This is a genomic window from Emticicia fontis, assembly GCF_054779675.1.
In genome coordinates this window covers 55685-82332 of sequence record NZ_BAAGXU010000012.1, presented here as the reverse complement: position 1 = coordinate 82332, position 26648 = coordinate 55685, and the positions used below count along the sequence as shown (strand labels likewise).

Genomic DNA, 26648 nt, shown 5'->3' with positions numbered 1-26648 from the left:
TTTTCTACAAGAAAAAATAAAATATTTCTATCCATCCTTTGATAAAAAACATTTTAACCCTAAATTTTATCTCATTCTGATGAAAGAGTTTTTCTCTCCCCTATTTTTAAAGAAACTTATGAGGGTTTCATTTGTACAGATAGTATTAAGCTTGATTGGACTAGGTATGTCGTATGCCCACTCGGTTGTTGGACAAGAGGTGCTTGAACAAAGAATTAGTGTCAGAGCATCAAATGATAACCTTAAATCAATGCTCAATTTGATTGAGCATAATGTAAAAGTAAAGTTTGTTTATAACCCCAGAGAAATCAACATTGGTCAGAAAGTTTCTTTTGAAGCAAAGAACGAAACACTGAAAACAGTTTTAGAGAAAATCTGCAAGCCCCTACAAATTGCTTTTGAAGTAAATGGCAAACAGATATTGTTGTACAAAGAAACGATTGGCCTTGTAGAAGAAACTAAATTAATTTTACCAGGCACGCCCACTCCCAGAGAAGAAGAGAAACCCCTGAAGATTGTTTCAGGAAAAGTATCGGACGAAAAGGGAGAAGGTATTCCAGGAGTAAGTATATTAATAAAAGGGACAAATAAGGGTGTTACTACTGATGTGGATGGTGTTTTTCGTTTAGACGTACCAAACGAATCTACCATTCTGGTTTTTAGTTATGTAGGTTATGTTACGAAGGAAATTGTGGTCGGAAACCAGACAATGATTGAGATAAAACTTACGCCTGACGATAAAGCATTAGATGAAGTAGTAGTAGTAGGTTATGGTGAGCAAAAAAAGAGCGATTTAACAGGAGCCGTATCTTCTGTACAATCAAAGGACATTATAAGAGCTAATCCTATTTTGGCCTCAAAAGCTATTCAAGGCCAGGTAGCAGGTGCAACCGTTACAAAAACAGATAACCGTCCGGGTAGTTCGTATAATATCACTATCAGAGGTGAAAATACTATTAATAACTCAACTGCTCCTTTGGTGGTTATAGATGGTTTGATGGGTGGCGATATTAATAACCTGAACCCAAACGACATCCAATCGATGGATATATTAAAAGACGCTTCCTCTACTGCTATTTATGGGGCCAGAGGTGCTAATGGAGTAGTAATTATCACTACTAAAAAAGGTTTATCAGGTAAGCCAAGAGTGAGCTATGACAGCTACGTAGGTGTAAAGATTCCTGCGCACTTACCTAAATTGATGAATAGTGAGGAGTTTTATAAGGCTACTTATACCGACAGAATTCTAGAAGGCGCAGCAGAAACGAAGTTTACTACAATAGAATTAGATAATATCAAGAATGGCCGTACCACAGACTGGGTTGACTTAATTACAGCGCCGGGTGTGCAAACCAGTCAGAATTTAAGTTTAGCGGGAGGTAACGATAAAACGACTTACCGTTTTGCAGGTGGTTTTCTGAATGAAGATGGTAACGTATTAAGCACCAATTTCAAGAGATATAATCTGAATGCTGGTCTTGACAGCAAACTAGGCGATCACTTTAAAGTTGGCTTTACTTCGTATGCTACTTACTCAATCCAGAATCTGGGCTCTCAGGAATCTTTAAGAGGGGCTTATCGCGCCAGACCTACCGGAGTTGCTTACTTTAAAGACTTACCAAATCCGTCTGAAAACCAGGATTTTGATGTCAATGGGACAGCTTTCTGGATGGGTATTAATGATAAACAGGTACCTAATCCTTTAAGCGATGTTGACCCTAACCAATCGAAATTACAAACGACGGTTTCGAGCATTATGGCCAATGCTTATGTAGAGTACTCACCTATTAAAGGTCTGAGTATCCGTTCTTCTTTATCGACTAATTACGCTACAACAAAGGTTGGAGATTTCAGAGGAACCTGGACTAAATCTCAGATTGGTGCAAAACCAAGAGCGCAGCTAGATAACCGCCTTCTGGGAAGTTATACACTTGATAATATCATTACCTATAACCTGAATTTAGGTCAGCATAAAATCAATATTACAGGTTTACAAAGTGCGTTTTATCAACGCAATGAAGCCTCTTCTATTGCAGCCAAAGACTTACCATTTGATTCAGATTGGTACGCCCTCAATACCGGAACAGTTACAGCGTATAGTAGTTCGTTAATTGAGCGTTCGTTGTCCTCTTATATGGGTCGATTGAATTATACTTTCCGGGACAAATACTTCTTAACCTTAACGGGCCGTTCAGACGGAGCATCTCAGTTAGCGGCGGGTAATAAATGGGCGTTCTTCCCTTCAGTAGCTTTAGCTTGGAGATTAATTGACGAATCATTTGTGCAACGTGCCAAAGTTCTTTCAAACCTTAAATTAAGACTGAGCTATGGCGAAGTGGGTAACTCAACGGTTGCACCATATAGCACACAAGCCGGACTTTTGAACACAGGATATGATTTTGATGGTACGGCTGCTTATGGTTTTGCTCCTTCTAACCTCGGCAATAAAGACTTACGCTGGGAAAGAAGTAGAGAACTAAACCTTGGTTTAGATTTTGGTTTATTTGGCAATCGCATTTCTGGGAGTGTAGAATTATATGACAGAAAAACAAATGATTTGATTCTGAACCAAAAAATCCCAACTACTTCTGGTTTCTCTCAGGTAACTTCAAACGTAGGTAAAATCCAGAATAAAGGGATTGAAATTTTATTGAATACCGTCAATATAGCGACATCTGATTTCTCATGGAATACTACGCTGACCTTTACCAAAAATAATAACAAGTTACTCGAATTATATGGCAACGGACAAATGGCCGATAAAGGAAATAACCTTTTTGTAGGCTATCCAATCAGAGCCAATTTCGATTATAAATTTAACGGTATATGGCAAACAGCTGATAAAGATTTAGCAGCTAAATATGGACAGGTTCCAGGTTCGGTGAGAGTAGTAGATCAGAATAATGATGGTAAAATCTCTTCTACTGATGGCATTGACGACAGAGTTTATCTGGGTTCTGAATTACCTAAATTTATTATGGGTATGACTAACCGTTTCAGATATAAAAGTTTCGATCTATCATTCTTCGCTTATTATAGAAACGGAACTTTGTATAATAACAAAACCTTATCGGGCACGTTCGGTGAACTTACGGCACAACGCTACAATAAATTGGCTGATTTGGATTACTGGACAAGCGAAAACCCATCCAATACATATTTCGGTGTAGCTGCAGCTAATCCATATCGCAGTGCTATTAATTATCAGGATGCGAGTTTCTTGCGCATTTCAGACATCACTTTAGGATATACCATTCCTAAAGGCTTGATGGATAAATGGAAACTCTACAACGCAAGAGTATATACTCAGGTAACTAACCCGATTATTACTTCAAAATTTGTTGGATTTGACCCTGAATTCAATTCAGCAATTTATCAGGACGACGTTCCGTCTGTGACTATCAGTCTGGGAGTTAACCTTAGTTTCTAATCTTTTTTATTCGAACTACAATGAACGCTATATATTCAAAAACTAAATTTTTGCTTGTCGCAGGTTTATTACTTGTTTCGATGAGTTGTAAAGATTCTTTTCTGGACGAAAAGCCTAAATCGACCCTTACCACAGACGTTTATTATAAAACGGAAGCAGGTTTTGAAGATTTGATAAGAGCTTGTTATCCTTTACTAAGAAATATTCACCAGAACAGAGTATTGGGGCTGAATGGTACTGACCTCTTCTCTTCACAAAGTGGCTGGAATCCTTCGGCAGTGAATGGCAAAGAAACCCCAACAAGCTTATATGATGTATATGATAATCGTTTCAATGCCACATTGCCCGAACTCCAAAGTCTTTGGGCTATGCTATATGCCGAAATTGCTCGTACAAATACTGCTATCAGCCGTGCCGATGGTATTACAACAATGGCTGCTGCCTTGAAAGACACCAGAGTTGCAGAAGCCAAGTTTTTAAGAGCCTTGTGTTTCTTTTACGCAGTACAGAACTGGGGTGATATTCCGATGCCTTTAGCTGAAATCACTACGCCACAGAAAAATTTCCCAAGAGTAGCATCTGCCGAAGTTTATAAACAAATCATTGCCGATTTGCTTGATTGTGAAGCTAAATTACCTGCAGTTGCTTCAAACTATGGACGTGCTACCAAGGGAGCGGCTCAATTCTTGTTAGCAAGAGTTTATCTAACCAGAGGTTGGAACTTCAACAATGCTTTGGGTGGTACAAGCGCTGACTTTGATGCAGCATTGCAATATGCCGACAAAATTATTGATACGTATCCATTAGCAGCCAGCTATAAGGATTTATTCCCGAAACGCTCGGATAATCCATTGACACAATACACAGGAGCCCAGAACGATAAAAATGCTGAGATTATTTTTTCAGTTCAATACAATGGCGATGTATTGACGAATAAAACTGACCCGGCATTTACACAGGATGCGGCTGGTGGAAATGACCTGCATTCTAAATTCGGACCAAGCGGTGAGGGTTTCATTGGCAGCAAAGGTCGCACAAGTGATTATAATCGTGGTACAGGTATTCATCAAATCAATGCTGCTACCTATCGTATGTTCGATCCCGATATTGATACCCGTTATGCGCATAATTTCGTAAGCGTTGGTTACGCTCTTTCGGCAGTAAAAGACTATAAACCCCTGCCACAAAGCAATCCAAATCTGAAAATCAATTTTAACGTAGGTGATACTGTTTTAGTGAACCGTCCTTGGAACAACCCTACCACTACTTTAGCAGAAAGAGGTGTTGATTTAGGAGGTACTAAAAATTATGCTGTGGTAAATACTTACGAATATGGGGGAGGATATCCGATAGATAATTCAGGTTTGAATGTACAAGGGCCTATGATGTGGAAATTCTGGCAACCAGGTATTCCTTATGGAGATGCTTATGGTACATTTAATGAAGCTGTTTTCAGATCAGCCGAGGCTTACCTGATTGCTGCTGAAGCTATCGTAAAAGGTGCTAAGGGCGGGAAGTTAGGTACAGCAGAAATTTATTACAACAAAGTCCTTGACCGCGCTTTGGGCGCTAAACAAGGTACAGAGCCCAAACGTGCCGCAACTCCTGAAGACCAGAAATCGCTTGATGCTATTTCATATCGTGCCACTGCTGCCACTATAAGCATCGATTTGATTCTGGATGAAAGAGGCCGTGAATTGATGGGCGAATATGGTCGTTGGTTTGACTTGAAAAGAACAGGTAAATTAGTTGAACGTATAAAAAAATATAATCCTTGGGTAAAAGGACAGTCAATCACAGACAAGCACAATCTAAGACCGATTCCTCAATCTGAAATTGACCTTTCTTTCCCTAAGATGACACAAAATCCTGGATATTAACCCCACACCCCAATGGCAGCGGCCGACCGTCCCTCTCTCCAACAGTAAGGAGAGAGGCTTTCCCTCCCTTTCCCACTTTTGGGTCAGACCGCTGATGCGGAAGGGTCGAGGATGGGATTCATCTATTTAACCTAACCACTATGATTCAATTAAGTAAAGTAGCATTCTTCGGAATGCTACTCTTAAATTTCAACTCACAAGCCCAATGGAAAGACCTTTTTAATGGAACAGATTTGAAAGGGTGGACCAAATGCAATGGAACTGCCGAGTATAAAATTGAAAACAAAACAATTATTGGTGTTTCAAGACTAAATACGCCTAATTCATTTATTTGCACAGAGGCTGTATATGGCGATTTTGTATTAGAATTAGAAGTAAAAGCTGAGTTAGGTTTAAACTCCGGTATTCAGATTCGTAGCATTAGTGACCCTAAAATAATGGATGGGAAGGTACATGGCTATCAGGTAGAAATAGACCCGGGCGACCGTGCCTGGAGTGGAGGTATATTTGACGAGTCCAGAAATAACTGGTTGTACCCACTTTCAGTTAATCCACAAGGACGAAAAGCTTTCAGAAATGGACAATGGAATCAATACCATATTGAGGCTATCGGTAATAATATCAGAACCTGGATTAATGGTATCCCTTGTGCAAATCTGTTTGACTCCCAAACAGCCAAAGGACTGATTGCTTTACAGGTTCATAAAATCAAAACCCCAGCACAGGAAGGCTTGACAGTACAATGGAGAAATATCAGAATTGCTACTGAAAACCTAAAAGACGTAGTCTGGAAAACTGAAGCGGCACCAGAAATAAGTTATCTGCATAACCAACTCACTGAAAATGAAATCAGAAAAGGTTGGAGATTACTATGGGATGGCAAGACATCAGCAGGTTGGAAACTAGCCAATGGCAATTCTTTCCCGAAAGCTGGCTGGGCGATAGAAGATGGGGTATTGAAAGTACTGGGCTCTAAAAAAGACAGTGTTCGCAAAGGTGGCGATATAGAGACAGTTCAGGAGTTTTCAGATTTTGAATTGGAATTAGATTTTAAACTGACTACAGGGGCCAATAGTGGTATAAAATACTTTGTTGTAGACGACCCCAAGAAAAAAGAAGGCACAGGCGCTGGTCCTGAATTTCAGTTATTAGATGATAAGGTTCATCCTGATGCTAAAGCAGGGGTAAATGGAAACAGAACCACCGCTTCTTTATATGATTTAATCACATCTGAAAACCTTTCAGAAGGAAGTAGCGACAAAAGAATCAATGGGCCGGGAAAATGGAATAAATTGAGAATTGTCTCTAAAAACGGCCACGTAGAGCATTGGCTTAATAACCTGAAAATGGTAGAATATGACCGTTATTCACAGATATTCCGCAATCTGGTAGCTAAGAGTAAATACGTTACTTATCCCAATTTTGCCCTGGCTCATGCCGGACATATTTTATTCCAGGATCACGGTGATGAAGTACATTTCAGAAGTATAAAAATAAGAGAATTATAAGTTGACACTCCATCAACAAACCCCTAAAAATTAACCCAACTCATGAATAGACGGACATTTGTACATACAGGTTTTCTTTCGGTTTGTTCAGTACCTTTTTTAACAATTAACGCTCACCCTACAAGAATCGAGAGCAAACCGAGCTGGCTGTTGGAATGGATAAAAATACATGACCAGAATTTCCCCAATTTTAAATCGCTTAAAGTAACTGATGCTAAAAGCAAATATTTTGGAGGGTATACAGATCATGTAGAAATACCAAATCCGCATACAACCGCTGGTTTTATTATGGAAGCCTGTATGTTGATGTCCTGTCCTGAATCGACCTATTATCAGTCAAAAGAAGTATTACGAGAAGTGGAAGAAGCAGCTAATGCCATGCTCAAATTCCAACATTCAGATGGCACGATTGATTTATTAGCAACCAATTTCCACTCAACACCAGATACAGCCTTTATCCTGGAGAATATAGTTCCAGCCTATAAATTCCTTAAGCAATCTCAAACCAAAGGTTCTGAGAAAGCATTGAATTCATTACAAATTTTTCTAAAAAATGCGGGTGAGGGGTTAATTGTCGGAGGTATCCATACCCCTAACCATCGTTGGGTAGTATCCGCAGCACTCACCAAATTAAATGAGTTATTTCCTGACAAACGATATATTGCCCGCATCGACCAATGGTTGGCCGAACATATTGATCTTGATCCGGACGGGCAGTATACCGAAAAAAGCACGAATAGTTATTCCCCAATCGTCAACCGCTCCTTGATAATCATGGCGAGAGGCCTCAACAAACCTGAATTATTAGATGCTGTTCTAAAAAATTTAGAGATGACACTTTACTATGTTCATCCGAACGGTGAGGTGGTGACTGAGGCCTCTAATCGCCAGGATAAAGGCACGATTGGCAATATGTATAAATATTACTATTGTTATCGCTTCATGGCCATTCAAAAAAACAATGGCGAAATGGCAGCCATGAGCCGACAAATTGAAAAGACGAGTACCAAAAATGAATTAGCGAGCTATCTGGATTATTTCCTGGAAGACCCATCTTTATGGAAAGAACTACCGGCTGATAAACCCCTGCCAACCAGCTATGCCAAAGCCTTTCCATATTCTGGTGTAGTCAGAATCAGAAGAGGCAATTGGGATTCTACCATCTTATCAAACAATCCCGGCTGGCTTACTTTTCATAAAGGCAATGCCGTTTTGCAAGCCATGCGTGTTGCGGCATCATTCTTCGGTAAAGGTCAGTTTCAATCAGAAAAAATAGAAAAAGAAGGAAATACCTGGGTTTTAAAAAATCATCTGGAAGGACCATATTACCAGCCATTGGATAAAGATAAAATCTCACCTGATGGTGATTTGGATAAAATGCCCCGAACACTCAGGAAGCAAAGCGAGATTCAGAAATTAGATACCGTAGTAAAGATTCAGGAGTCTAATAATGGTATAGAAGTAGAAATTAATATGACAGGCACCGAGGGCGTACCTGTCTCACTCGAATTGATTTTCAGACCAGGAGGTACATTTGCAGGAGTTACCAATCATCCTACTAATACCAAAGCTTTTCTTTTCTCTGGACAAAGTGGTTCGTATGCTTTGGGTGGTGATATTATTCAGTTTTCATCCGGTAGAATCGAGCATAAAAACATCCAGTTAAGAGGCGCCTTACCCGCATCAGACGCTCCAACTGTCTATATCACAGGCTTTACCCCTTTTAAACATACCATTCTGTTATCCTAAAATCTGTTTCCAAACTTAACCTAAGATGAAGAAAATAGCAGCAAAGCTATTTGTGTTTACTTTACTATTCACAAGTGCCATTGCCCAAAGTACAAAAAGTGTTTGGTTAGATGATTTACCCATCAAATCATTTTCAGAAGGCATTCCTGCGGTATTACCTAAAACCAATGCTGCGGGAGATTCGATAAAAATTAATGGGTTGTATTATGTGCATGGTGTAGGTGTCAATTCTACCAGTGTACTCTCATTTTATCTGAATGGTAATGCAACTGAATTTTCAGCAATGGTAGGGGTAGATGATAGAGGAGTAAAGGATTTATCACACAAATTTTATGTAATTGGTGATAAGAAGATTTTGTTTGAAAGTGGAGAAATGAAACTGGGAGATGCGTCTAAATCAGTGAAGGTAAATGTAAGTGGTATTAAACGACTTGGGCTATTAGCCGTAGTTGATATGAGTGTGAATAAAACTTATTCGAATTGGGCAAATGCTCAGATTATAATGAAGAATGAGACACTTCCGCAAACTTTACCAAATAAAGATGAAAAATATATATTAACACCCTTACCAGATAAAAAACCTAAGATCAATTCGGCAAAAATATTTGGCGCAAGACAGGATAATTCATTTCTCTATACAATTGCCGCCACAGGAGAAAGACCCATTTCATTTTCAGCTACAAACCTACCCAATGGACTTTCAGTCAATGAAAAGAACGGAATAATTTCGGGAAAAGTTGACAAAAAAGGCACATATAAAACCATTATAAAAGCGAAAAATGCTTTTGGCGAAGCACAGAAAGAATTAAGAATTGTTATTGGCGATACCATTGCCTTAACCCCTCCTATAGGCTGGAATGGATGGAATTCATGGGCCAGAAACATTGACCAGGAAAAAGTAATAGCTTCGGCTGATGCGATGGTAAAAATGGGTTTGAATCAGCATGGGTGGACATATATCAATATAGATGATGCCTGGCAAGGGAAACGAGGTGGTGAGTTTAAGGCTATCCAGCCCAATGAAAAATTTTCAAAATTTAAAGAGATGATAGATTATATACATGGCCTTGGCTTAAAGGTAGGTGTATACTCTACGCCAATGATTACAAGTTATGCCGGCTACACAGGAGGCTCATCTGATTTTGAAGATGGCAGAATTACGGATTCGATTATCAATAATAAAAGAGCTTTCCGTTATATCGGTAAATACAGATTTGAAGAAAACGATGCCAGACAAATGGCCGCATGGGGTATTGATTATCTGAAATATGACTGGAGGATTGATGTTAGTTCTGCCGAAAGGATGTCAGTTGCTTTAAAAACATCAGGCAGAGATATTATCTATAGTATATCCAATTCTGCACCTTTTTCTAATGCCAGAGATTGGGCAAGACTAACCAATACTTTCCGAACCGGCCCTGATATTCGTGACAGTTGGTTAAGTCTTTATCATTCAGCGTTCACTTTAGATAAATGGGCAGCTTTTGGTGGTCGTGGGCATTGGCTTGACCCAGATATGATGATTTTAGGGAACGTTACCACAGGTTCAACCTTACATCCTACCCGACTTACGCCTGACGAACAATACAGTCACGTAAGCCTTTTCAGTTTACTATCAGCACCTTTACTCATCGGCTGTCCCATTGAGCAGTTGGATGCCTTTACTTTGAATTTATTGACCAACGATGAGGTAATCGAAATTAATCAAGACCCATTGGGAAAACCCGCCAGATTAGTTAAAAAGGAAAATGGCGTGCAAATCTGGCTGAAATCTTTAGAAGACGGCTCTTATGCAGTAGGTATTTTCAATATTGCACACTTTGGCGAAAGTCCACAATCATATTTTCATTGGGGTGATGAAAAAGCCATCAATTATAAGTTTGATTTCAACAAAGTTGGTTTACAAGGCCATTTCAGATTGAGAGATGTATGGCGGCAAAAAGACATTGGTATTTTCAGTCAGTCTTTTCCAACGGAAATCAGACACCACGGAGTCTTATTGTTAAGAATGTTTCCTGTAAAGTAATAGAGAGATTGTAATCATGAAATTAAATAAGCACTTAACCACTATTTTTATATATCTGTCACTAACTACATCCGCTCAAAATACAAGAGCGGTGTGGTTAGATGACTTGTTAATCCAGACATATTCTGAAGGCATACGCCCTGTTCAGGCGAAAAGAAATTATTCAGGAGATACTTTACGCATCAACGGTAAAAAGTTTGAAAGAGGTTTAGGAGCACAATCTCCTTGCGTATTAGCCTTTTTATTGAATGAGAAAGCCAAACATTTCTCGGCATTAATTGGTGTTGATGACTTAGGCAATAAAGATATCCCATTGAATTTTTATGTATTAGGCGATGGTAAAATATTGTTTGAAAAAACTGATATGAAGATCGGTGATGAAGCTATAAAAGTTGAAGTAGACTTAGCGGGCATCAAACAATTAGGCCTTTTAGTAACGGATAAAGTAGGCGGAATCAACAATAAAAGAACCTATTGCGATTGGATAGATGCACAAATCGAAATGATTGCAGATAACATACCGGAACATGTAATAAATGTAGACAAGAAGTATATTTTGACTCCAAAGCCCTCTGCAAAGCCAAAAATCAATTCGGCAAAATTATTTGGAGCAACACCGGGGAATCCGTTTTTATATACTATTGCCGCCACCGGGCAAAAACCTATGAGCTTCTCAGCCGCTAATATGCCAAAAGGATTAAAATTAGATAGCAAAACAGGTATTATTACAGGGAATATCGGCGAAAAAGGCACCTATAAAACAACACTTAAAGCCAGAAACGCGCTTGGTGAAGCGACTAAGGAATTAACTATCAAAATCGGTGATACCATTGCCTTAACTCCACCCATCGGCTGGAACGGATGGAACGCTTGGGAGGCGAATATTGACAGAGAAAAAGTAATCGCTTCAGCTGAGGCAATGGTAAAAACAGGCTTAAAAGACCATGGCTGGACTTATATCAATATTGATGATGCCTGGCAAGGGAAGCGTGGAGGGGCGCATGATGCCCTTCAGCCTAATGAGAAATTTCCAGACATTAAAGGTATGTTTGATTATATCCATTCGCTTGGACTAAAAGTGGGTTTATATTCTACACCTTATATTTCGAGCTATGGGGGGTATACAGGGGCATCTTCTGATTTTGAAAAGGGAGGTGAAACACATGAATCAATTATCGTGAATAGAAGGGCCTTCAACAGAATTGCCAAGTATAGATTTGAAGAAGCAGATGCCAGACAAATGGCAGAATGGGGCGTGGACTTTTTAAAATATGACTGGCGGATAGACGTAAACTCTGCCGAAAGGATGCAAAAAGCATTGAAGCAATCAGGGAGAGATGTTGTCTTTAGTTTATCCAATAATGCTCCTTTTGAAAAAGTGAATGACTGGGTTCGTACTTCAAATATGTATCGCACCGGACCGGATATTAAAGACAGTTGGACAAGCCTTTACCTCACTTCTTTTTCATTAGATAAATGGGTCCCTTACACAGGTCTTGGGCATTGGGCTGATCCTGATATGATGATTGTTGGTAAGGTTTCCATTGGCCCTGTGATGCACGACACCCGTCTCACTGCCGATGAGCAGTATAGTCATGTAAGTATGTTCAGTTTATTAGCAGCACCTCTGCTGATTGGCTGCCCAATTGAGCAATTAGATGCCTTTACGATTAATCTGCTCTCTAATGACGAAGTGATAGAGATTAATCAAGACCCTTTGGGAAAAGGAGGCAGATTGCTTTATAATGAAAATGGTGTTGAAGTATGGCAGAAACCGTTGGAAGATGGCTCTTCGGCCATTGGGTTATTTAATACAGCCGATTTTGGTAAAACACCTCAATCTTATTTCCATTGGGGTAATGAAAAATCAAAGGAGTTCACTCTGGATTTCAATAAAATCGGATTGGAAGGTAAATACAAATTTCGTGATACATGGCGACAAAAAGACCTGGGTGTGTTCGGTAAATCATTCAAAACCGAAATCCGACATCATGGAGTCGTTTTACTTCGTGTGTTTCCAGTTAAATAATAGAAGTAGAAATTCCTTAACCTTAAATCAAGGTCAGATGCAAAAGAAATTTATCAGTTGGTTTGTAATTCTAGTCGGAACGTTGGGCTTTTTATCTATAAAAGCTCAACCGAACGATGCTGTTTATACCCAAAAATATACTTATCAAACGCTCTCTGCCTATCAAAAAAAGCTATTCGACACTTTTCTTGAAAGCGAGATACCCGCGGGCACTGTAACCGAAAATACTTTAACCAATGATGTAAGTTTACGTTCCAAAACCAGAGTAGCGCAAGCCTTACTATTTAGAAATGCGGCAGGAGATAAAGAAAAAGCCATCACTATTCTGAAATGGGTTCTGAAAAACCAGTATCAGGATGAAAACGACAAATGGTATGGTATCTGGAAAACCTCTGTCGATAATGATAGATTTGACCAAAACTGGCGGGAATTTATTGGCTGTGATCTGATAATCATTCTTCATAAATTCAAACCTCTGCTTCCACAATCATTGATTAAAGACATAGAAACAGGTCTTATTCATGCAGCCAAAGGAGCATTTAAAAGAAATGTTGGCGCTGACTATACCAATATTTCCATTATGAGTGCCTTCCTGATGGAGTATGTGGGGACAAGGTTCGGCATTGGATCTCTCAAAAATGCTGGCATTGTCAAAGCAAAACAAGTTTTCAATTTATATCAATCTCATAAAACATTCAGCGAATATAATTCTCCTACCTATTATGGGGTAACACTCATCGGGCTTGCTTTGTGGAGAGAATTGGCTTTCTCTAATGAGATTCAGGAAATGGGAAAAGCACTTGAAAAAGAATTCTGGCATGAAATCGCTAAGTCTTACAACCCCAATCTCAAAAATATGCCTGGCCCTTATTTCAGAGCTTATGGCATGGATATGACCAAATATTTCGCCATCACAGGTATCTGGATTGCATTGGCTTTGGATGACGAAAAAAAGGCACCTTTAGCGCCTGCCAAAGACCCTAAGTATGGAGAAATGAGTAACCTCCCAACTATTCTGAATGTAGGTTTAGTGATTCCGAAAGTCGATTTAAAAGCGCTACAATCATTCTCAAAACCTCAGTTGATTACTGTTGATGTGCCCAATAATTATAAAGGCGATAGTATCAAAAAAGTAAGTATCTACCTCAATAAAGACTGGATGATGGGCGGTTTATGGGGGAATAAACGAGTTTGGGAGCAAATTAAAATCGGCACTATTCATTGGAAAGCCAGTAATGGAGATATAGGCTGGCTAGCCATTCTGGGTGATGGGAATACGAATGTAAAAGTAAATCAATCTTCTCTACTTATTTACACAGGTAGCTCTTCTGCTTATAAACTTGAGGTTTTAGTGTATGCGCCAATGATTGAAAAAGAAGTATTTGAAAAGCAGGTATGGGAATTAGCAGGTATAAAACTAAACACTAAATCCTCTCTTACACCTGCTCAAATTGAAAGAATCAGTAGTAAAGAAGGCAGTAATAAATATGCAATTTCTGATGCTATTCCTTACTTCTATAAAGTAGTATATGAAATTCCGGCTAATTGGAATAGTAACAAACCTTTAATTGAAATATCACCTAACCAATAAATTTAAATACTCTGATAAAAATGAATTCTCGTAGAAATTTTATCAAAAACACAGCTTCTGCCATCGGCGGTTTAGGTCTGATGGAATTTTTGCCATTAGAAGCGCTTGCTTCAATGAGAAAAAAGATTGCGCCCAGCGATAGAATCAATGTAGGTCTGATTGGGGTCAAAAATCAAGGCTTTAATAATATCCGTGCTTTTTTGAAGATTAATGAGGTAAACCTGAAAGCTATCTGCGATGTAGACGATGACCAGTTGGCCAAACGCAAAGCAGATTTAACCAAAGCCGGAGTGCAGAACCTGACTACTTACAAAGATTATCGCAAAATGCTCGAAGACAAAGAGTTGGATGCTATAATAGTAGCCACTCCTGACCATTGGCATTGCTTGCAATTAACCGATACTCTTTCAGCCGGAAAACACGTATATGTCGAAAAACCAATTGCCAATTCTATTGGTGAAGCCAAAGCTATGGTTCGTGCAGTAGAAGCATCGGGCAAGGTAGTTCAGGTAAATCAATGGCAAAGAAGTAATAAGCATTTTCAAGATGCGGTTGCCTTTGTAAAATCTGGCAAACTCGGTACAATTATCAATACCAAAACCTGGATGTATCGTAGCACTCAGCCTTTACCAACCCTCCCTGATACATCAGTTCCAGCAGGAGTCGATTATGATATGTGGCTTGGCCCAGCGACTAAACGCCCATTCAACGCCAATCATTTTCATTATGAATTTCGTTGGTTCTGGGATTATGCCGGAGGTTTGATGTGCGACTGGGGCGTGCATCTGATAGACATTGTTCTTTGGGGAATGGGTGTAAATGAACCACTCTCTGTTTCGTCTGTAGGCGGAAAAAGAATCTTACAAAATGATTCGCGTGAAACACCTGATTATATCAATGTCACTTATGATTTTGGTAGTTTTACTAATACCTGGGAGCACTATATGGGTACTGGAGCCGGACAATATGGCAAAAACCACGGTATAGCTTTTATTGGTACAAAAGGAACGCTGATAGCAACGCGTAATGGCTGGGAAGTAATACCTGAACGAGAAGGGCAAAGTTTCAGAATGGAAGCAGTGCCTCTCATTGAAAAATCAGATATTGGGATGGATTTACATATACAGAATTTTATTGCGGTTATGAAAAACGGTAAACTAGACCAACTAGCCTGCCCTATCCATGCCGGAGCAACTGTGGCACTCAATGCTCATATGGGTAATATCTCGCTCCGAAGTGGAAACAAAATTCATTGGGATGCAGCCAAAGGAAAATTTGACAACAAAACAGCCAATTCATTAATAAAACCGACCTACCATAACGGCTTTGTTTTTCCAAAGGTATAATTTCGGGCATTCGTAATCTGGGTAAAATCCAGATTACGACCCATCTTAATTTTATGAATAAAATTCTTTCAGGCATACTGTTCATCGTATTGTTTTTTGAAGCAAAAAGCCAGGTACCTTTTCGATTACGGTCTGATTTATTACTCAATACTGATCAGGTATATCAAAGTGGGATTCCGACCAGTGAATCACTTGAATCTGCTGTTAATCAAAAGCAGCAATTCCAGTTTGCCTATATCAGCAATAAGCAACCGCACTTTAGTTGGGAAGTGGCTAATGCAACAGTAAGTGCTTATAGAATTTTATTCGCTTCCAATGCCCAGTTATTAGACCAGAACAAAGCAGACCTATGGAATACACAAAAAGTTAAATCAACTAAAAACAAAGCAATATATAATGGTACGCCTTTAACGTCTGGTAAAGTTTATTACTGGAAAGTACAGGTCTGGGATGATAAGGGTCGGACTTCCGGTTTTTCAAAAACTTCCTCTTTTTATCTTGATACACCCAATGAAGCCGAACCCTTTTCCCATCAACCATTATCTGCTGAAATTCAGGAACCTGTTCAAATCATAAAAACGGGGTCAGATGCTCACTTTCTGGATTTTGGGAAAGATGCTTTAGGGCAATTAACCTTGCATCTGACAAGTCCTGAAAGTGATTCTATCTGGATTGAAGTAGGTGAAGCCTTAGAGAGTCCGGCTCATATTCATAAAAATGCCGGGCGCAATATCCGTTATTTAAAACTTCCTCTTTTTATTAAATCGGGTACTCATGATTATGTGATCAATTGGCCAATCAATGAAAAACGTAATACTCGTAATCCGATACTTATGCCCGATTATATTGGTGAAGTTTACCCTTTCAGGTATGTAAGTATTCAGAATTTCAAGGGCATCATTGATAAACAATCTATCAAACGAAAGGCTGTTTTCTATCCTTTTGATGAAATGGCTTCCAGTTTTGCCTCAAGCGACACTGTTCTGAATCAGGTCTGGGATTTATGTAAATATTCGATGAAAGCCACCAGCTTTACAGGCTACTATATTGATGGAGATAGGGAAAGGATTCCTTACGAAGCCGATGCATTGATTAATCAGTTGTCTCATTACGCAGTAGACGCCGAGTACAGCATCGGGCGACGCTCGATGAACTACCTGATTTATCACCCAACCTGGCCGACTGAATGGAGTTTGCAGAATGTTTTGATTGCCTGGAATGACTATCAGTACACAGGTGATACTACCCTCCTGAAAAATTATTACACCCACCTGCGAAACAAAGCATTAATGCCACTAGCGGGAAAAGGAGGTTTAATCAGTACCCGTACCAATAAGCAAACCGATGAGTTTTTAAAGACTATCTATATCACCAAAACTTTCGATAATAGACGGGGTTTACATGATAATGTTGATTGGCCTCAAACCGGAGATTTCATAGGTAATGAAAAAGAATATAAGGGCGAAACCGATGGTTTTGTATTCAATACTTATAATGCAGTTATCAATGCTTATTATTATCGAAACCTTGTTTTTCTGCAAAAAATAGCTCAGATTTTAGAAAAAAAAGAAGATGCGATAGAATATGAGAACAAAGCTAAAGAGGTTAAAAACTCCTTTCTTCAAATATTTCAGGATGCTCAAACGGGTTTAATTAAAGATGGAGATAGTACCAGCCATTCTTCTTTACACGCTAATATGTTTGCGCTGGCATTTGGGTTGATTCCCAAAAAAGATGTAAACAAAGTGGTTGAGTTTATCAAAAGCAGAAAAATGGCTTGTAGTGTCTATGGCTCTCAGTTTCTGATGGATGCCTTATATGAAGCAGGAGAAGCTGATTATGCACTTGAATTGCTCTCATCAACTGCTCAAAGGAGTTGGTATAATATGATTCGTATTGGCTCAACTATATCCCTGGAAGCATGGGATAAGGTCTATAAGCCCAATCTTGACTGGAATCATGCCTGGGGCTCAGTACCCGCTAATATTATTGTCCGGAAATTAATGGGTGTAGAGCCCATCAGTCCCGGCTTTGAGACTTTTCAGATTAAACCACAGCCAGGTAAACTGGCTTTTGCCAACCTTAAAACCCCGACTATTAAAGGTGCAGTTTCGGTTTCTTTTAACAAAGGCAATACCTCTGCAACGATGGAAGTTGTTGTTCCGGGGGGTACGAGTGCTAATATCTATATGCCTGCTGATTATAAAAGCACCAATCTTACTATCAATGGGCAACGCAGCAATATTAAAGTGCAAGACGGCTACTATTTATTACCTGAGGCAAAACCGGGTAAGTATATATTCGTATTGAATTAGTAAAATTGATTATAAAATGCAATAAACATGAAGAAGAAATACATTTTAAGTATTCTCATTTGTTGGAATATTTTCTCGGTAGGGTTTGCTCAGAAAAGACCGAATATTGTTTACATACTGGCCGATGATTTAGGTATCGGCGATGTATCTTCTTATAACCCGAACGGAAAGATACAAACCGAAAACATTGATAAATTAGCAAAGACTGGTATTCGGTTTACAGATGCCCACACTACCTCGGCGGTTTGCACACCTACGCGTTATAGTATTATGACAGGCCGCTATAACTGGCGGACTACCATGAAAAAAGGTGTTTTACATGGCTATGATACGCCGTTAATCGATGTCAGAAGAGAAACTGTGGCTTCGTTTCTGCAAAGACAAGGCTATAAAACAGGGGTGGTAGGAAAATGGCATCTGGGCTGGACGTGGAATAATATTGAAGCCGGAGAGAAAAAAGTAGACTTCTCTAAGCAAGTGACCAATAATCCTAATGCCAAAGGTTTCGATTATTCTTTCTGTATTCCGGCATCGTTGGATATGCCGCCTTATGCCTACGTCGAAAATGGTTTTTGTACCACTATTCCTAAAGATACTTCTGTAGCCAGAAAAGGCATAGAATTATTCAGAGCAGGTATCATTGCCCCTGATTTCCAACCAGAAGAAGTGATTGGCAAGTTTACTGAAAAAGCACTAAGTTTCATTGATCAGAATGCCAATAAAGACAAGCCTTTCTTCTTATATTTTCCGTTGGCAGCGCCACATACGCCTGTTTTACCAATTGGCGAGTTTGTCGGCAAAAGTAAAGTTTCTCCTTATGGCGACTTTGTGTTGATGGTGGATAATGTAGTAAAAAAAGTGGTGGCAACACTTAAGAAAAACGGGATATATGACAATACCATTATTATTTTTACCTCTGATAATGGCTTTGCCAACTCTGCCAATTTACAGGCGCAATTATCCAAAGGGCATAATCCATCAAGCGATTACAGAGGCTTGAAAACCGATATTTTTGAAGGAGGACATCGCGTGCCTTTTATCGTCCATTGGAGTAATGTAATCAAAAAAGGCAAAGTTTCAGAGCAGTTGGTTTGTAGTACAGACTTTTTCAGAACGGTTGTTGAATTGAACAAGGCACAATTGAGCGACAATGTGGCTGAAGATAGCTATAGTTTTTTAAGCCAGTTAACTGATAAAAAATCAAATTTTGAGCAACGCGCTTCTATTATTCATCACTCATCTAATGGATTCTTTGCTATCCGAAAAGGACAATGGAAACTCATTATGTGCTCACATTCGGGTGGAAATGGTAAACCTAAAGAAGAAAGTGAAGAAGCGAAGTCACTCCCTCCCATTCAATTATATGACCTTAAAAACGATATAGCCGAAACTAAGAATGTGTATGCTGAGCATCCTGAAATTGTGAAAGAATTAACGGCATTACTCACGAAACACGTGCAGGATGGCAGAAGCACCAAAGGGAAAATCCAGACCAATGACGGCCCAGCGTATTGGAGCCAGTTGAATTGGCTGGGTAAATAATGTTTTCTATAAATTGAAAATTTGCATGAACAGATTAAAATATTTCATTGGTTATCTCATCAGTTTTTTCATTGTAAGCACCTCTTTTTCTCAAAAACTAAGACCCGTTGATATGGTTTATCCCTGGGTGGATGCGGCGAATTCAAGATGGTTCTTTTTTAACTCGGCCTCTCGTCCATTTGGCATGGTTAATTTGAGTCCTGATACGGGCGTAAATTCTGATTGGGGCTCAGGCTACCGCTATCATTCTGATAGTATCAAGTGCTTTAGCCATTCACATGACTGGCAGTTATCAGGTATTCCTGTTATGCCAACCACTGGTGAATTCAAAGGACATCAGGGGAATGAGAAATACGGCTCTTTGTTTTCTCATAACAAAGAAATCGTGAAGGCGGGTTATCATAAAGTTGTGTTAGATGCTTATCATATCACTGCCGAACTGACCTCTACTACGCGTGTAGGTTTTCATAGATATACTTTCCCAAAATCTGACCAAAGCCATATTTTGTTTGATTTTTCTACTTTCTTAGGGCCTTCAGATACCCAAAAAGGATACGTAAAGAAAATCAATAATCAGGAGATTGAAGGCTATGCCATTATGGCCCCGACTATCCGCCGCCCTAAAGCTTTGACAGTCTTTTTTGTAGCCGTTTTCGATAAACCTTTTGAGACTTTCAAAGGCTGGAGAAAAGGGCAATTAGAGGAAATAAAAGATGCCATTGAGGGTGAAAAAACTGGCGCATACGTCAGCTTTAAAACTAATCAGGGAGAGATAAGAAAAATGAAAGTAGCCATTTCGTTTGTGAGTGAACAACAGGCAAGGCTTAATCTTAAAACTGAATTAGCGCACTGGGATTTCGACAAGGTGGTGACTGATAGTCAGAATGATTGGAATAGCTGGTTAAGCAGAATTGAAATTCAGGGTGGAACACCGACTGAACAAAGCCGCTTCTATACTGATTTATGGCATGCGCTATTAGGGAGAAGAATCATTTCGGATGTCAATGGAAAATACTCAGATATGACTGGCCCTGAACGACTGATTAAACAGATTCCATTAGATGCTACTGGTAAGCCCAAATTCAATTATTATAATTTTGATGCCATGTGGGGTGCACAATGGTCGCTCAATACGCTCTGGCATCTGGTTTACCCAGAAGTAACCGAGTCTTTCATCAATTCCATGTTAGCCATGTATGATGATGGAGGACTTATTCCACGTGGACCTGCCGGAGGCAATTATACGTTTGTGATGACAGGTGCCTCTTCTACCCCATTTATTGTGAGTGCTTATCTGAAAGGCATCAGAGGCTTTGATATTAATAAGGCTTATGAGGGCATGAGGAAAAACCATTTCCCGGGTGGATTGATGAGCAAAGCAGGTTATGAACATAAGACCATGAAAGGTGGTGGAATTGAGTATTATATGGAAAGAGGATATGTTCCTCATCCATTAAGTAGTACGAAATATGGTTTTCATCAGGATGGCTCTACCCAAACACTTGAATATGCCTATCAGGACTATACCTTAGCGCAAATGGCACAGGCATTAGGCAAAACTGACGATTATCAGCTATTTATGAAACGTGCTGAAAATTATAAAAATATCTGGAATCCAGAAATTGGTTGGATGTGGAACAGAACATTGGATGGTAAATGGGCAACACCTGTGGATATTCTACGCTATGATAACGGCTGGGAAGAAGGCAATGCGGCCCAATATACCTGGTTTGTGCCGCATGATGTACAGGGTTTAATCAATCTGATGGGTGGAAAAGACGCTTTTACAGCAAAATTAAACTCATCATTTGAAAAGGCTCAAAAGCATGATTTTGTATCGGGGAAATCTCACGACAAAGAAGCACTTGAAGAATTCCGCAGAGTATATATTAATTATGGAAACGAACCCTGTATGCAAACGCCGTTTTTGTTTAATTTCTCAGGCTCGCCGTGGCTGACTCAATACTGGACCCGCCAATTGATTGATAAAGCTTATAGTGGCCTTTCGCCAGATTTAGGCTATAGTGGTGACGAAGATCAGGGGCTGATGGGGTCTCTGGCAGTTTTATTGAAAACAGGTATCTTTTCTACTAACGGTGGTACTACACCAAAGCCTTTCTATGAAATCAGTAGTCCGCTTTTTAATAAGATAACTTTCCATCTGAATCCGAAATATTATAAAGGTAAACAGTTTGTGATTGAAGCTAATAATAACTCTGCCAGTAATGTGTATATTCAGTCGGCACAGTTGAATGGTAAGCCGATGAATAAGCCTTGGATTCTGCACGAAAGTGTAATCAACGGAGGAAAACTTGTATTGAATATGGGTGCAAAACCTAATAAAGATTGGGGGAATAAGGCAGAAGATGCTCCTGCTTCTATGTCGTCCAAAAATTAATCTGAATTCTCCAATTGTTGACAATAAACATAATTTATAAAACAAAGAAACGGCTATTCGTATTAAATATGATAGCCGTTTCTCTGTTTTAGTAAGACTATTTGTTCCATCTTTTTAGAACTATTGCTTTATATTCTTTAACCGATGGAAGACCAATACATTGTCTGTAAACATCTACCTCTTTAAGGTTCTTTTTAAAAACAATATCAATATACCTTCCGTTTTCGTCTTTAACAACGTCATCAAATTGCGTTGAAAATCCCTGTTCTGTATTTTGATTTACTGCAACTCTATCAAATAGATAAGCATAATGTAGCCAAATACCTGAATCCTCTACTAATCCTTTTCCCATAGCTTCCAGGCACTTCTTTTGAAATGATAAATCCTTATCAGCATGCTGAACAATCAACCATATGCCATTGAGCCCGTCAGTACCCACACTTTCTATACCAGGCCATTTGTTATTAATTTCGCCTAATAAAGTGTTTAGCTTTTTTCGATTTTCAAAATCAATGTGGTCTTGCAGGGCATTCAGAGAATCTAGAGAAATATGAAAGCTTTTTGCTAAGCTATCTGATTCATGAGGAGGTTTTCTGTATTTCTGATCCTCTCTTTTTAGTTCAAGAATCTTGTAAGATAGGACTGCGTTTATGCCTAATAGCAACTTTTTATTTTTCTCATACAAATCTCTGATTTTCTGAATCTTTTTATTAGATTTTAAATAATTCTGAAGAGAAGGGTCACTGTCAATACTATAATTCCCTGGAACATATATAGGCTTATTAAAAGCCCATTTCAAACTATTATATCCTTTCCGAAAATTACCCTTTGCTAATTCGCAATGGCCTTTTTTTAATCTAAACTCCTGTTTAAAAGAATTTATTCTGGTATTTCTGATGAGGTCAACGTAAACTGGTAATGCACTTGCATATAGTTGGCTCAGGTAAAGAGAATCTGCTAAAATTTTTTGTTTACAAATACAAGGGTCTAATATCACCTTTTGCGCAAAAGTGGTATTATAAAAAATAAACCAACTTAGTATACTAAGAATTAGCGTACGAATCATTGTGATACTTTTAAAATTCATCTATTTATATAGAAAAACTTATTTTCTTCTTAATGCAAATCTGAATCATGGTTATTAATAATATTTTCTTGAAATATTACCATTCAATAATTAAATAATAAGATAGGGGTTTATATCACTCAATAATAATATATTTGCTTAAAATTAAATTTTATAATTAAATTAATGATTATGGAAAATGCGCTAATTCAAAACAATCAAGACACCAACACAGACGGTTGGGTAAAACCTGAAGTTAAATTGTTTCAAATTACCGAAGAAACCTTAGGACAGGGTGGTGCCGGATTCGACTTTGCAAGTGAGGCAAGTTAATTTAAATGAGGTGTTTTATAGGGAATTTTATTCCTAATAAAACACCTCATTTTTTAGGCTATTTGAATAAGACCTATCGTATGCATATGTTCAAGATATTGAATAGTGTCTGAAGTACATACATCAGCATCAATGTTATATTTTTCAACAAGTTTCTGAATAATATCTTCTACCGAAATTGGCGGTTCAATGTATTGCCATATAATATTTCCGGTTTTGTTCAGATTGATATAATTTCCTTTTTCAATATCCATCATAATCAATTCGTCATCAAGAATGGTAGTCGGTAGGTTATTATTTTTTCCTACGATAATAGTGGCATTGGTAATATTATGTGGCATGAACTATTTATTAAGTGTATTTCTGAAAGCAAAGATAAAAATAATCAGATAAAATTAGTTCAAAAAGTGTATGTTTAAATACTGGGGATTCGGGTTAAAAATATTATCTGAAATTGAGTTTCCTGAGTTATTCTCATTTGACTTTGAGGTACAGGACATTACCATTACGTTTGGATTAATTCCACCAGTGTCAGAAAGTATACAAACCGGACTAGGCAAAATAGCTCATACGCCTGATACTTTTTTATTGGATATAGAACCTGTCGCCAAATATTTTGCAATAAATGGAAATAGTATTCTGATTGAACCCTACACTGACGAAATAGAACCTCGTTCAGTTAGAATATATGCGTTGGCTACAGCTATGGCAGCTATTTTAGCACAACGTAGTTTGCTTCCTCTTCATGCAGCAAGTGTTTTGATAAATGACAAACTCACGCTGATAACAGGCGAGTCTACTGCGGGTAAATCTACTTCAATAGCGGGGCTAATCAAAAGAGGGTATAAAATTTTCAGTGATGATGTATTAGTTTTAGACCAACTAGGGAATGACCAGATAGGTGGTATAGCTTCATATCCTATGATTAAACTATGGGAAGATGCAGTAGATAAACTAGAGTCTGAAATATTCGAAGATAAGAGTTTTAGAGTCAGAGGTGACCTGAGTAAATTCGGTTTCTTTTTTCATGATCATTTTATAACAGACTGTCACCCGATAGAGAAAGTTATTGTGTTGTCTAAAAGTAATACTAAAGCTATTTCATATACACAACTGAAAGGATTTGAGGCATTTAGTGTACTACAAAAACAGATATATCGACCTTTTTTATTTCAGACCAATAGGCTTCAGTTATTACAGTTTGATAGAATAAGTAAGTTGGTTAATAATTGCGTTGTTTATAAAGTTATCCGCCCTAATGTATTCGATTCAGAAGATTTACAGAAATTTATTATAGAGCTTATCAACGATTAAAGGTACACGTCTTCAAAGGTATCCACTTGTGGTTGAATTATAGCCATCTCTGATAGTCTCAAGAATCAGATAAAATTCCAGTCTTCTGAAAAATAGTTCTTCAACAATTATTACAGCAAGTAAATATTGCCTTTGGCGAAGCAAATATCTGGAACAAACATTTGTATGCTTGGCTCGAATGTAAAAACGAGGTTATAAGCAGGAAATCAGAATCAGGAAAGTTTTTCAATAATCAATCGTATACAAGGATTTTATATGGATGCTATTTTCGGGCTTATTAAAAAGACTCATTACATTATTGACAATAATGATAGTTTAATCAAAAAACTTAAGTCAAAGTCAGCTTCTTATCATGCCATAAAAGGGATAAATGAGATTATTATTGGTAGTATTCCTCCTCTGGGTAGTTTGTCCTCAAACCATGTTTATTCTTTAGGCGAATTAACCATTATAGCGAATGCCAGAATCGATAATAGAATCCAATTATCCAGCAAGTTAAATATCCCTCCTAGCGATCAAAAAAAGATGAGTGATGCTGAATTGATATTGATTTGTTTCCAAAAATGGAACAAATTATGCTTAGAACATTTAGAGGGAGACTTTGCTTTTGCTATCTGGAATCAGGAATCTCAGGAACTATTTTCAGCAACTGATCATTTAGGACAGCGCTCTTTATATTATCATGAATCTACTAATTATTTTATTATCTGTAGTTGTATAAAGGAGTTGACAGCTTTAGTTGATACTCCTAAAATAATTAATGATGAGTATATCATTAATTATTATTTCAGAATTCATAATCCCGCAAATACATTTGATAAAAATATACATTTGCTCCCAGCAGGTAGTTATTTAAGTTACTACTCTGATAAACCTTTGCAAATTAATAAATATTGGGTGCTCCTTAACAAAAGAAAATATGCATTCACTAAAGATGAAGACTGGTATGCATGTGCAAGAACATTAATATTTCAATCTATTGAAAAAAGAATATCAGAAGATAAGCAGATAGGTATTACTTTGAGTGGCGGGCTTGACTCGTCTTCTATTGCTTGCATACTGGCCTCTATACTTAAAGAAAAAAACAGGTCACTGTATGCCTTTTCATCAGTATTACCATTAAATCATCAGGAAAAGGATGAACGGCCTTTTATTGAGCACATACTTCAAATATATGATAATATTGATATAACTTATATAGAGTTGCCGGAATCAGGTACATTTCAGAATCTGGAAAAAAACTTTTATATAGATGAAGCTATCCCAAATACTTTTCATTATGTTGATCATGCAATTTTAAAGGCGGCTCAATACAAAGGTGTAAACAATCTTTTTACAGGCTATGGCGGAGATTTCTGGATTTCATGGAAAGGTGAATCTGTCATATTTCAATTAATACTTGATGGGCATTATCAACAAGCGCTAGGCTTGCTTAAAGCATCTCAACAATACAAGAAACATTCGATTTTAGCGAGTGTATGGAGGAATTTGTTTATGCATATCCCTATTTACAAAGGCCTAAAAAGTAAATTAAGCATAGGAGAGTTGAAAAGTTTTTTCAGAAAAGATTTTATTAAGAATTATTCCGACTTATTAGTTCCTGAGCCACAATCGTATAAAGAAAGGACAGCTCAAAAAGTAGAAGATGGCACGATAGGGAAATTGCTGACCTCTATTTATAATAGAAATCAGTATTATGGAATTGACTCATCCGTTCCTTTTTTCGACAAATCCTTATTGGAATTTTTTCTTGAAGTGCCTCAGCAGCTTTTTATTAAAAACGGTGTTCCAAGAAGTCTACTTCGAGAGAGTATGAAAGGCATATTACCAGAGTATATCAGGCAACGTCCCGACAAGCGTCCTTATGCACCAGATTTTAAGAACCGCCTAGAGAATGATAAAGACACGATTCTAAAAATAGTAAATGAGGAAGACACTGATTTTATATTTGAAAAGTATATAGATAAGTCGGCACTCATTAGAAATATAGATATGCTAGGTACTTCAACTTTTCACTCTTCTCAGACAAGCATTATCATTTCACTTATTCAAACTATCAATATTATTGCTGCATTAAAAGCGCTAAAAAAGCAGCAGTATTTATTTGTATAGAGATTTTAA

At 38.1% G+C, this 26648-nt stretch carries 16 protein-coding genes; 14 read left to right on the top strand and 2 right to left on the bottom strand.

From position 1 onward, the window contains the following. Window positions 1–118: 118 nt before the first annotated feature. The 11 genes from ACYVFA_RS07725 (at window position 119) to ACYVFA_RS07675 (ending at window position 21814) form a co-directional block, all read left to right on the top strand. Entirely contained in the window at window positions 119–3430 is a 3312-nt protein-coding gene (locus ACYVFA_RS07725) for a TonB-dependent receptor (protein WP_460471237.1), read from the top strand. A 20-nt stretch (window positions 3431–3450) separates the two neighbouring features. Continuing rightward, window positions 3451–5310 (top strand): RagB/SusD family nutrient uptake outer membrane protein, encoded by a 1860-nt coding sequence (locus tag ACYVFA_RS07720; protein WP_460471236.1) that lies wholly within the window; start codon window positions 3451–3453, stop codon window positions 5308–5310. Window positions 5311–5450: 140 nt separating this feature from the next. Next, entirely contained in the window at window positions 5451–6818 is a 1368-nt protein-coding gene (locus tag ACYVFA_RS07715; protein WP_460471235.1) for a 3-keto-disaccharide hydrolase, read from the top strand. A 42-nt stretch (window positions 6819–6860) separates the two neighbouring features. Continuing rightward, on the top strand, window positions 6861–8567 hold the full coding sequence (locus ACYVFA_RS07710; protein WP_460471234.1) for a hypothetical protein: 1707 nt from the start codon (window positions 6861–6863) through the stop codon (window positions 8565–8567). A gap of 25 nt (window positions 8568–8592) precedes the next feature. Continuing rightward, on the top strand, window positions 8593–10593 hold the full coding sequence (locus tag ACYVFA_RS07705) for an NPCBM/NEW2 domain-containing protein (RefSeq protein ID WP_460471233.1): 2001 nt from the start codon (window positions 8593–8595) through the stop codon (window positions 10591–10593). 16 nt (window positions 10594–10609) lie between these two features. Beyond that, complete coding sequence (locus tag ACYVFA_RS07700) at window positions 10610–12622, top strand: NPCBM/NEW2 domain-containing protein (protein ID WP_460471232.1); 2013 nt, start codon at window positions 10610–10612, stop codon at window positions 12620–12622. A gap of 37 nt (window positions 12623–12659) precedes the next feature. Next, the gene (locus ACYVFA_RS07695) at window positions 12660–14213 is read left to right on the top strand and encodes a hypothetical protein (protein ID WP_460471231.1); all 1554 of its coding nucleotides are present in this window, start codon (window positions 12660–12662) and stop codon (window positions 14211–14213) included. Window positions 14214–14233: 20 nt separating this feature from the next. Beyond that, a complete protein-coding gene (locus ACYVFA_RS07690; protein ID WP_460471230.1) occupies window positions 14234–15559 on the top strand; it encodes a Gfo/Idh/MocA family protein in 1326 nt (441 codons plus the stop codon). A gap of 53 nt (window positions 15560–15612) precedes the next feature. Then, window positions 15613–17874: an alpha-L-rhamnosidase-related protein gene (locus tag ACYVFA_RS07685; protein ID WP_460471229.1), complete on the top strand. Its 2262-nt coding sequence runs from the start codon at window positions 15613–15615 to the stop codon at window positions 17872–17874. 27 nt (window positions 17875–17901) lie between these two features. Then, entirely contained in the window at window positions 17902–19416 is a 1515-nt protein-coding gene (locus ACYVFA_RS07680) for a sulfatase family protein (RefSeq protein ID WP_460471228.1), read from the top strand. Between the two features lie 25 nt (window positions 19417–19441). Next, window positions 19442–21814, top strand: coding sequence for a GH92 family glycosyl hydrolase (locus ACYVFA_RS07675; protein ID WP_460471227.1), 2373 nt, complete (start codon window positions 19442–19444; stop codon window positions 21812–21814). Window positions 21815–21911: 97 nt separating this feature from the next. Here the strand turns inward: ACYVFA_RS07675 and ACYVFA_RS07670 are convergent, their stop codons facing one another. After that, window positions 21912–22880 (bottom strand): DUF6624 domain-containing protein, encoded by a 969-nt coding sequence (locus ACYVFA_RS07670; protein ID WP_460471226.1) that lies wholly within the window; start codon window positions 22878–22880, stop codon window positions 21912–21914. 192 nt (window positions 22881–23072) lie between these two features. Between ACYVFA_RS07670 and ACYVFA_RS07665 the strand changes: the two genes are divergently transcribed. Next, window positions 23073–23213, top strand: a complete 141-nt coding sequence (locus ACYVFA_RS07665) for a hypothetical protein (protein WP_460471225.1) — start codon at window positions 23073–23075, stop codon at window positions 23211–23213. 53 nt (window positions 23214–23266) lie between these two features. Here the strand turns inward: ACYVFA_RS07665 and ACYVFA_RS07660 are convergent, their stop codons facing one another. After that, window positions 23267–23554, bottom strand: coding sequence for a PqqD family peptide modification chaperone (locus ACYVFA_RS07660; RefSeq protein ID WP_460471224.1), 288 nt, complete (start codon window positions 23552–23554; stop codon window positions 23267–23269). 70 nt (window positions 23555–23624) lie between these two features. On the opposite strand from ACYVFA_RS07660, the gene ACYVFA_RS07655 reads away from it, so the two are divergent. Beyond that, entirely contained in the window at window positions 23625–24527 is a 903-nt protein-coding gene (locus tag ACYVFA_RS07655; protein ID WP_460471223.1) for a phosphoenolpyruvate carboxykinase (ATP), read from the top strand. A 255-nt stretch (window positions 24528–24782) separates the two neighbouring features. Next, entirely contained in the window at window positions 24783–26639 is a 1857-nt protein-coding gene (locus tag ACYVFA_RS07650; protein WP_460471222.1) for an asparagine synthase-related protein, read from the top strand. The last annotated feature ends 9 nt before the right edge of the window (window positions 26640–26648 follow it).

Bases quoted from the DNA above. Each gene is read 5' to 3' on its own strand.
- ACYVFA_RS07665 (WP_460471225.1), top strand. From the start codon at position 23,073: ATGGAAAATGCGCTAATTCAAAACAATCAAGACACCAACACAGACGGT.
- ACYVFA_RS07725 (WP_460471237.1), top strand. From the start codon at position 119: ATGAGGGTTTCATTTGTACAGATAGTATTAAGCTTGATTGGACTAGGT.
- ACYVFA_RS07660 (WP_460471224.1), bottom strand. From the start codon at position 23,554: ATGCCACATAATATTACCAATGCCACTATTATCGTAGGAAAAAATAAT.
- ACYVFA_RS07670 (WP_460471226.1), bottom strand. From the start codon at position 22,880: ATGATTCGTACGCTAATTCTTAGTATACTAAGTTGGTTTATTTTTTAT.
- ACYVFA_RS07710 (WP_460471234.1), top strand. From the start codon at position 6,861: ATGAATAGACGGACATTTGTACATACAGGTTTTCTTTCGGTTTGTTCA.
- ACYVFA_RS07680 (WP_460471228.1), top strand. From the start codon at position 17,902: ATGAAGAAGAAATACATTTTAAGTATTCTCATTTGTTGGAATATTTTC.
- ACYVFA_RS07690 (WP_460471230.1), top strand. From the start codon at position 14,234: ATGAATTCTCGTAGAAATTTTATCAAAAACACAGCTTCTGCCATCGGC.
- ACYVFA_RS07700 (WP_460471232.1), top strand. From the start codon at position 10,610: ATGAAATTAAATAAGCACTTAACCACTATTTTTATATATCTGTCACTA.
- ACYVFA_RS07675 (WP_460471227.1), top strand. From the start codon at position 19,442: ATGAACAGATTAAAATATTTCATTGGTTATCTCATCAGTTTTTTCATT.
- ACYVFA_RS07655 (WP_460471223.1), top strand. From the start codon at position 23,625: ATGTTTAAATACTGGGGATTCGGGTTAAAAATATTATCTGAAATTGAG.
- ACYVFA_RS07685 (WP_460471229.1), top strand. From the start codon at position 15,613: ATGAATAAAATTCTTTCAGGCATACTGTTCATCGTATTGTTTTTTGAA.
- ACYVFA_RS07720 (WP_460471236.1), top strand. From the start codon at position 3,451: ATGAACGCTATATATTCAAAAACTAAATTTTTGCTTGTCGCAGGTTTA.
- ACYVFA_RS07695 (WP_460471231.1), top strand. From the start codon at position 12,660: ATGCAAAAGAAATTTATCAGTTGGTTTGTAATTCTAGTCGGAACGTTG.
- ACYVFA_RS07715 (WP_460471235.1), top strand. From the start codon at position 5,451: ATGATTCAATTAAGTAAAGTAGCATTCTTCGGAATGCTACTCTTAAAT.
- ACYVFA_RS07705 (WP_460471233.1), top strand. From the start codon at position 8,593: ATGAAGAAAATAGCAGCAAAGCTATTTGTGTTTACTTTACTATTCACA.
- ACYVFA_RS07650 (WP_460471222.1), top strand. From the start codon at position 24,783: ATGGATGCTATTTTCGGGCTTATTAAAAAGACTCATTACATTATTGAC.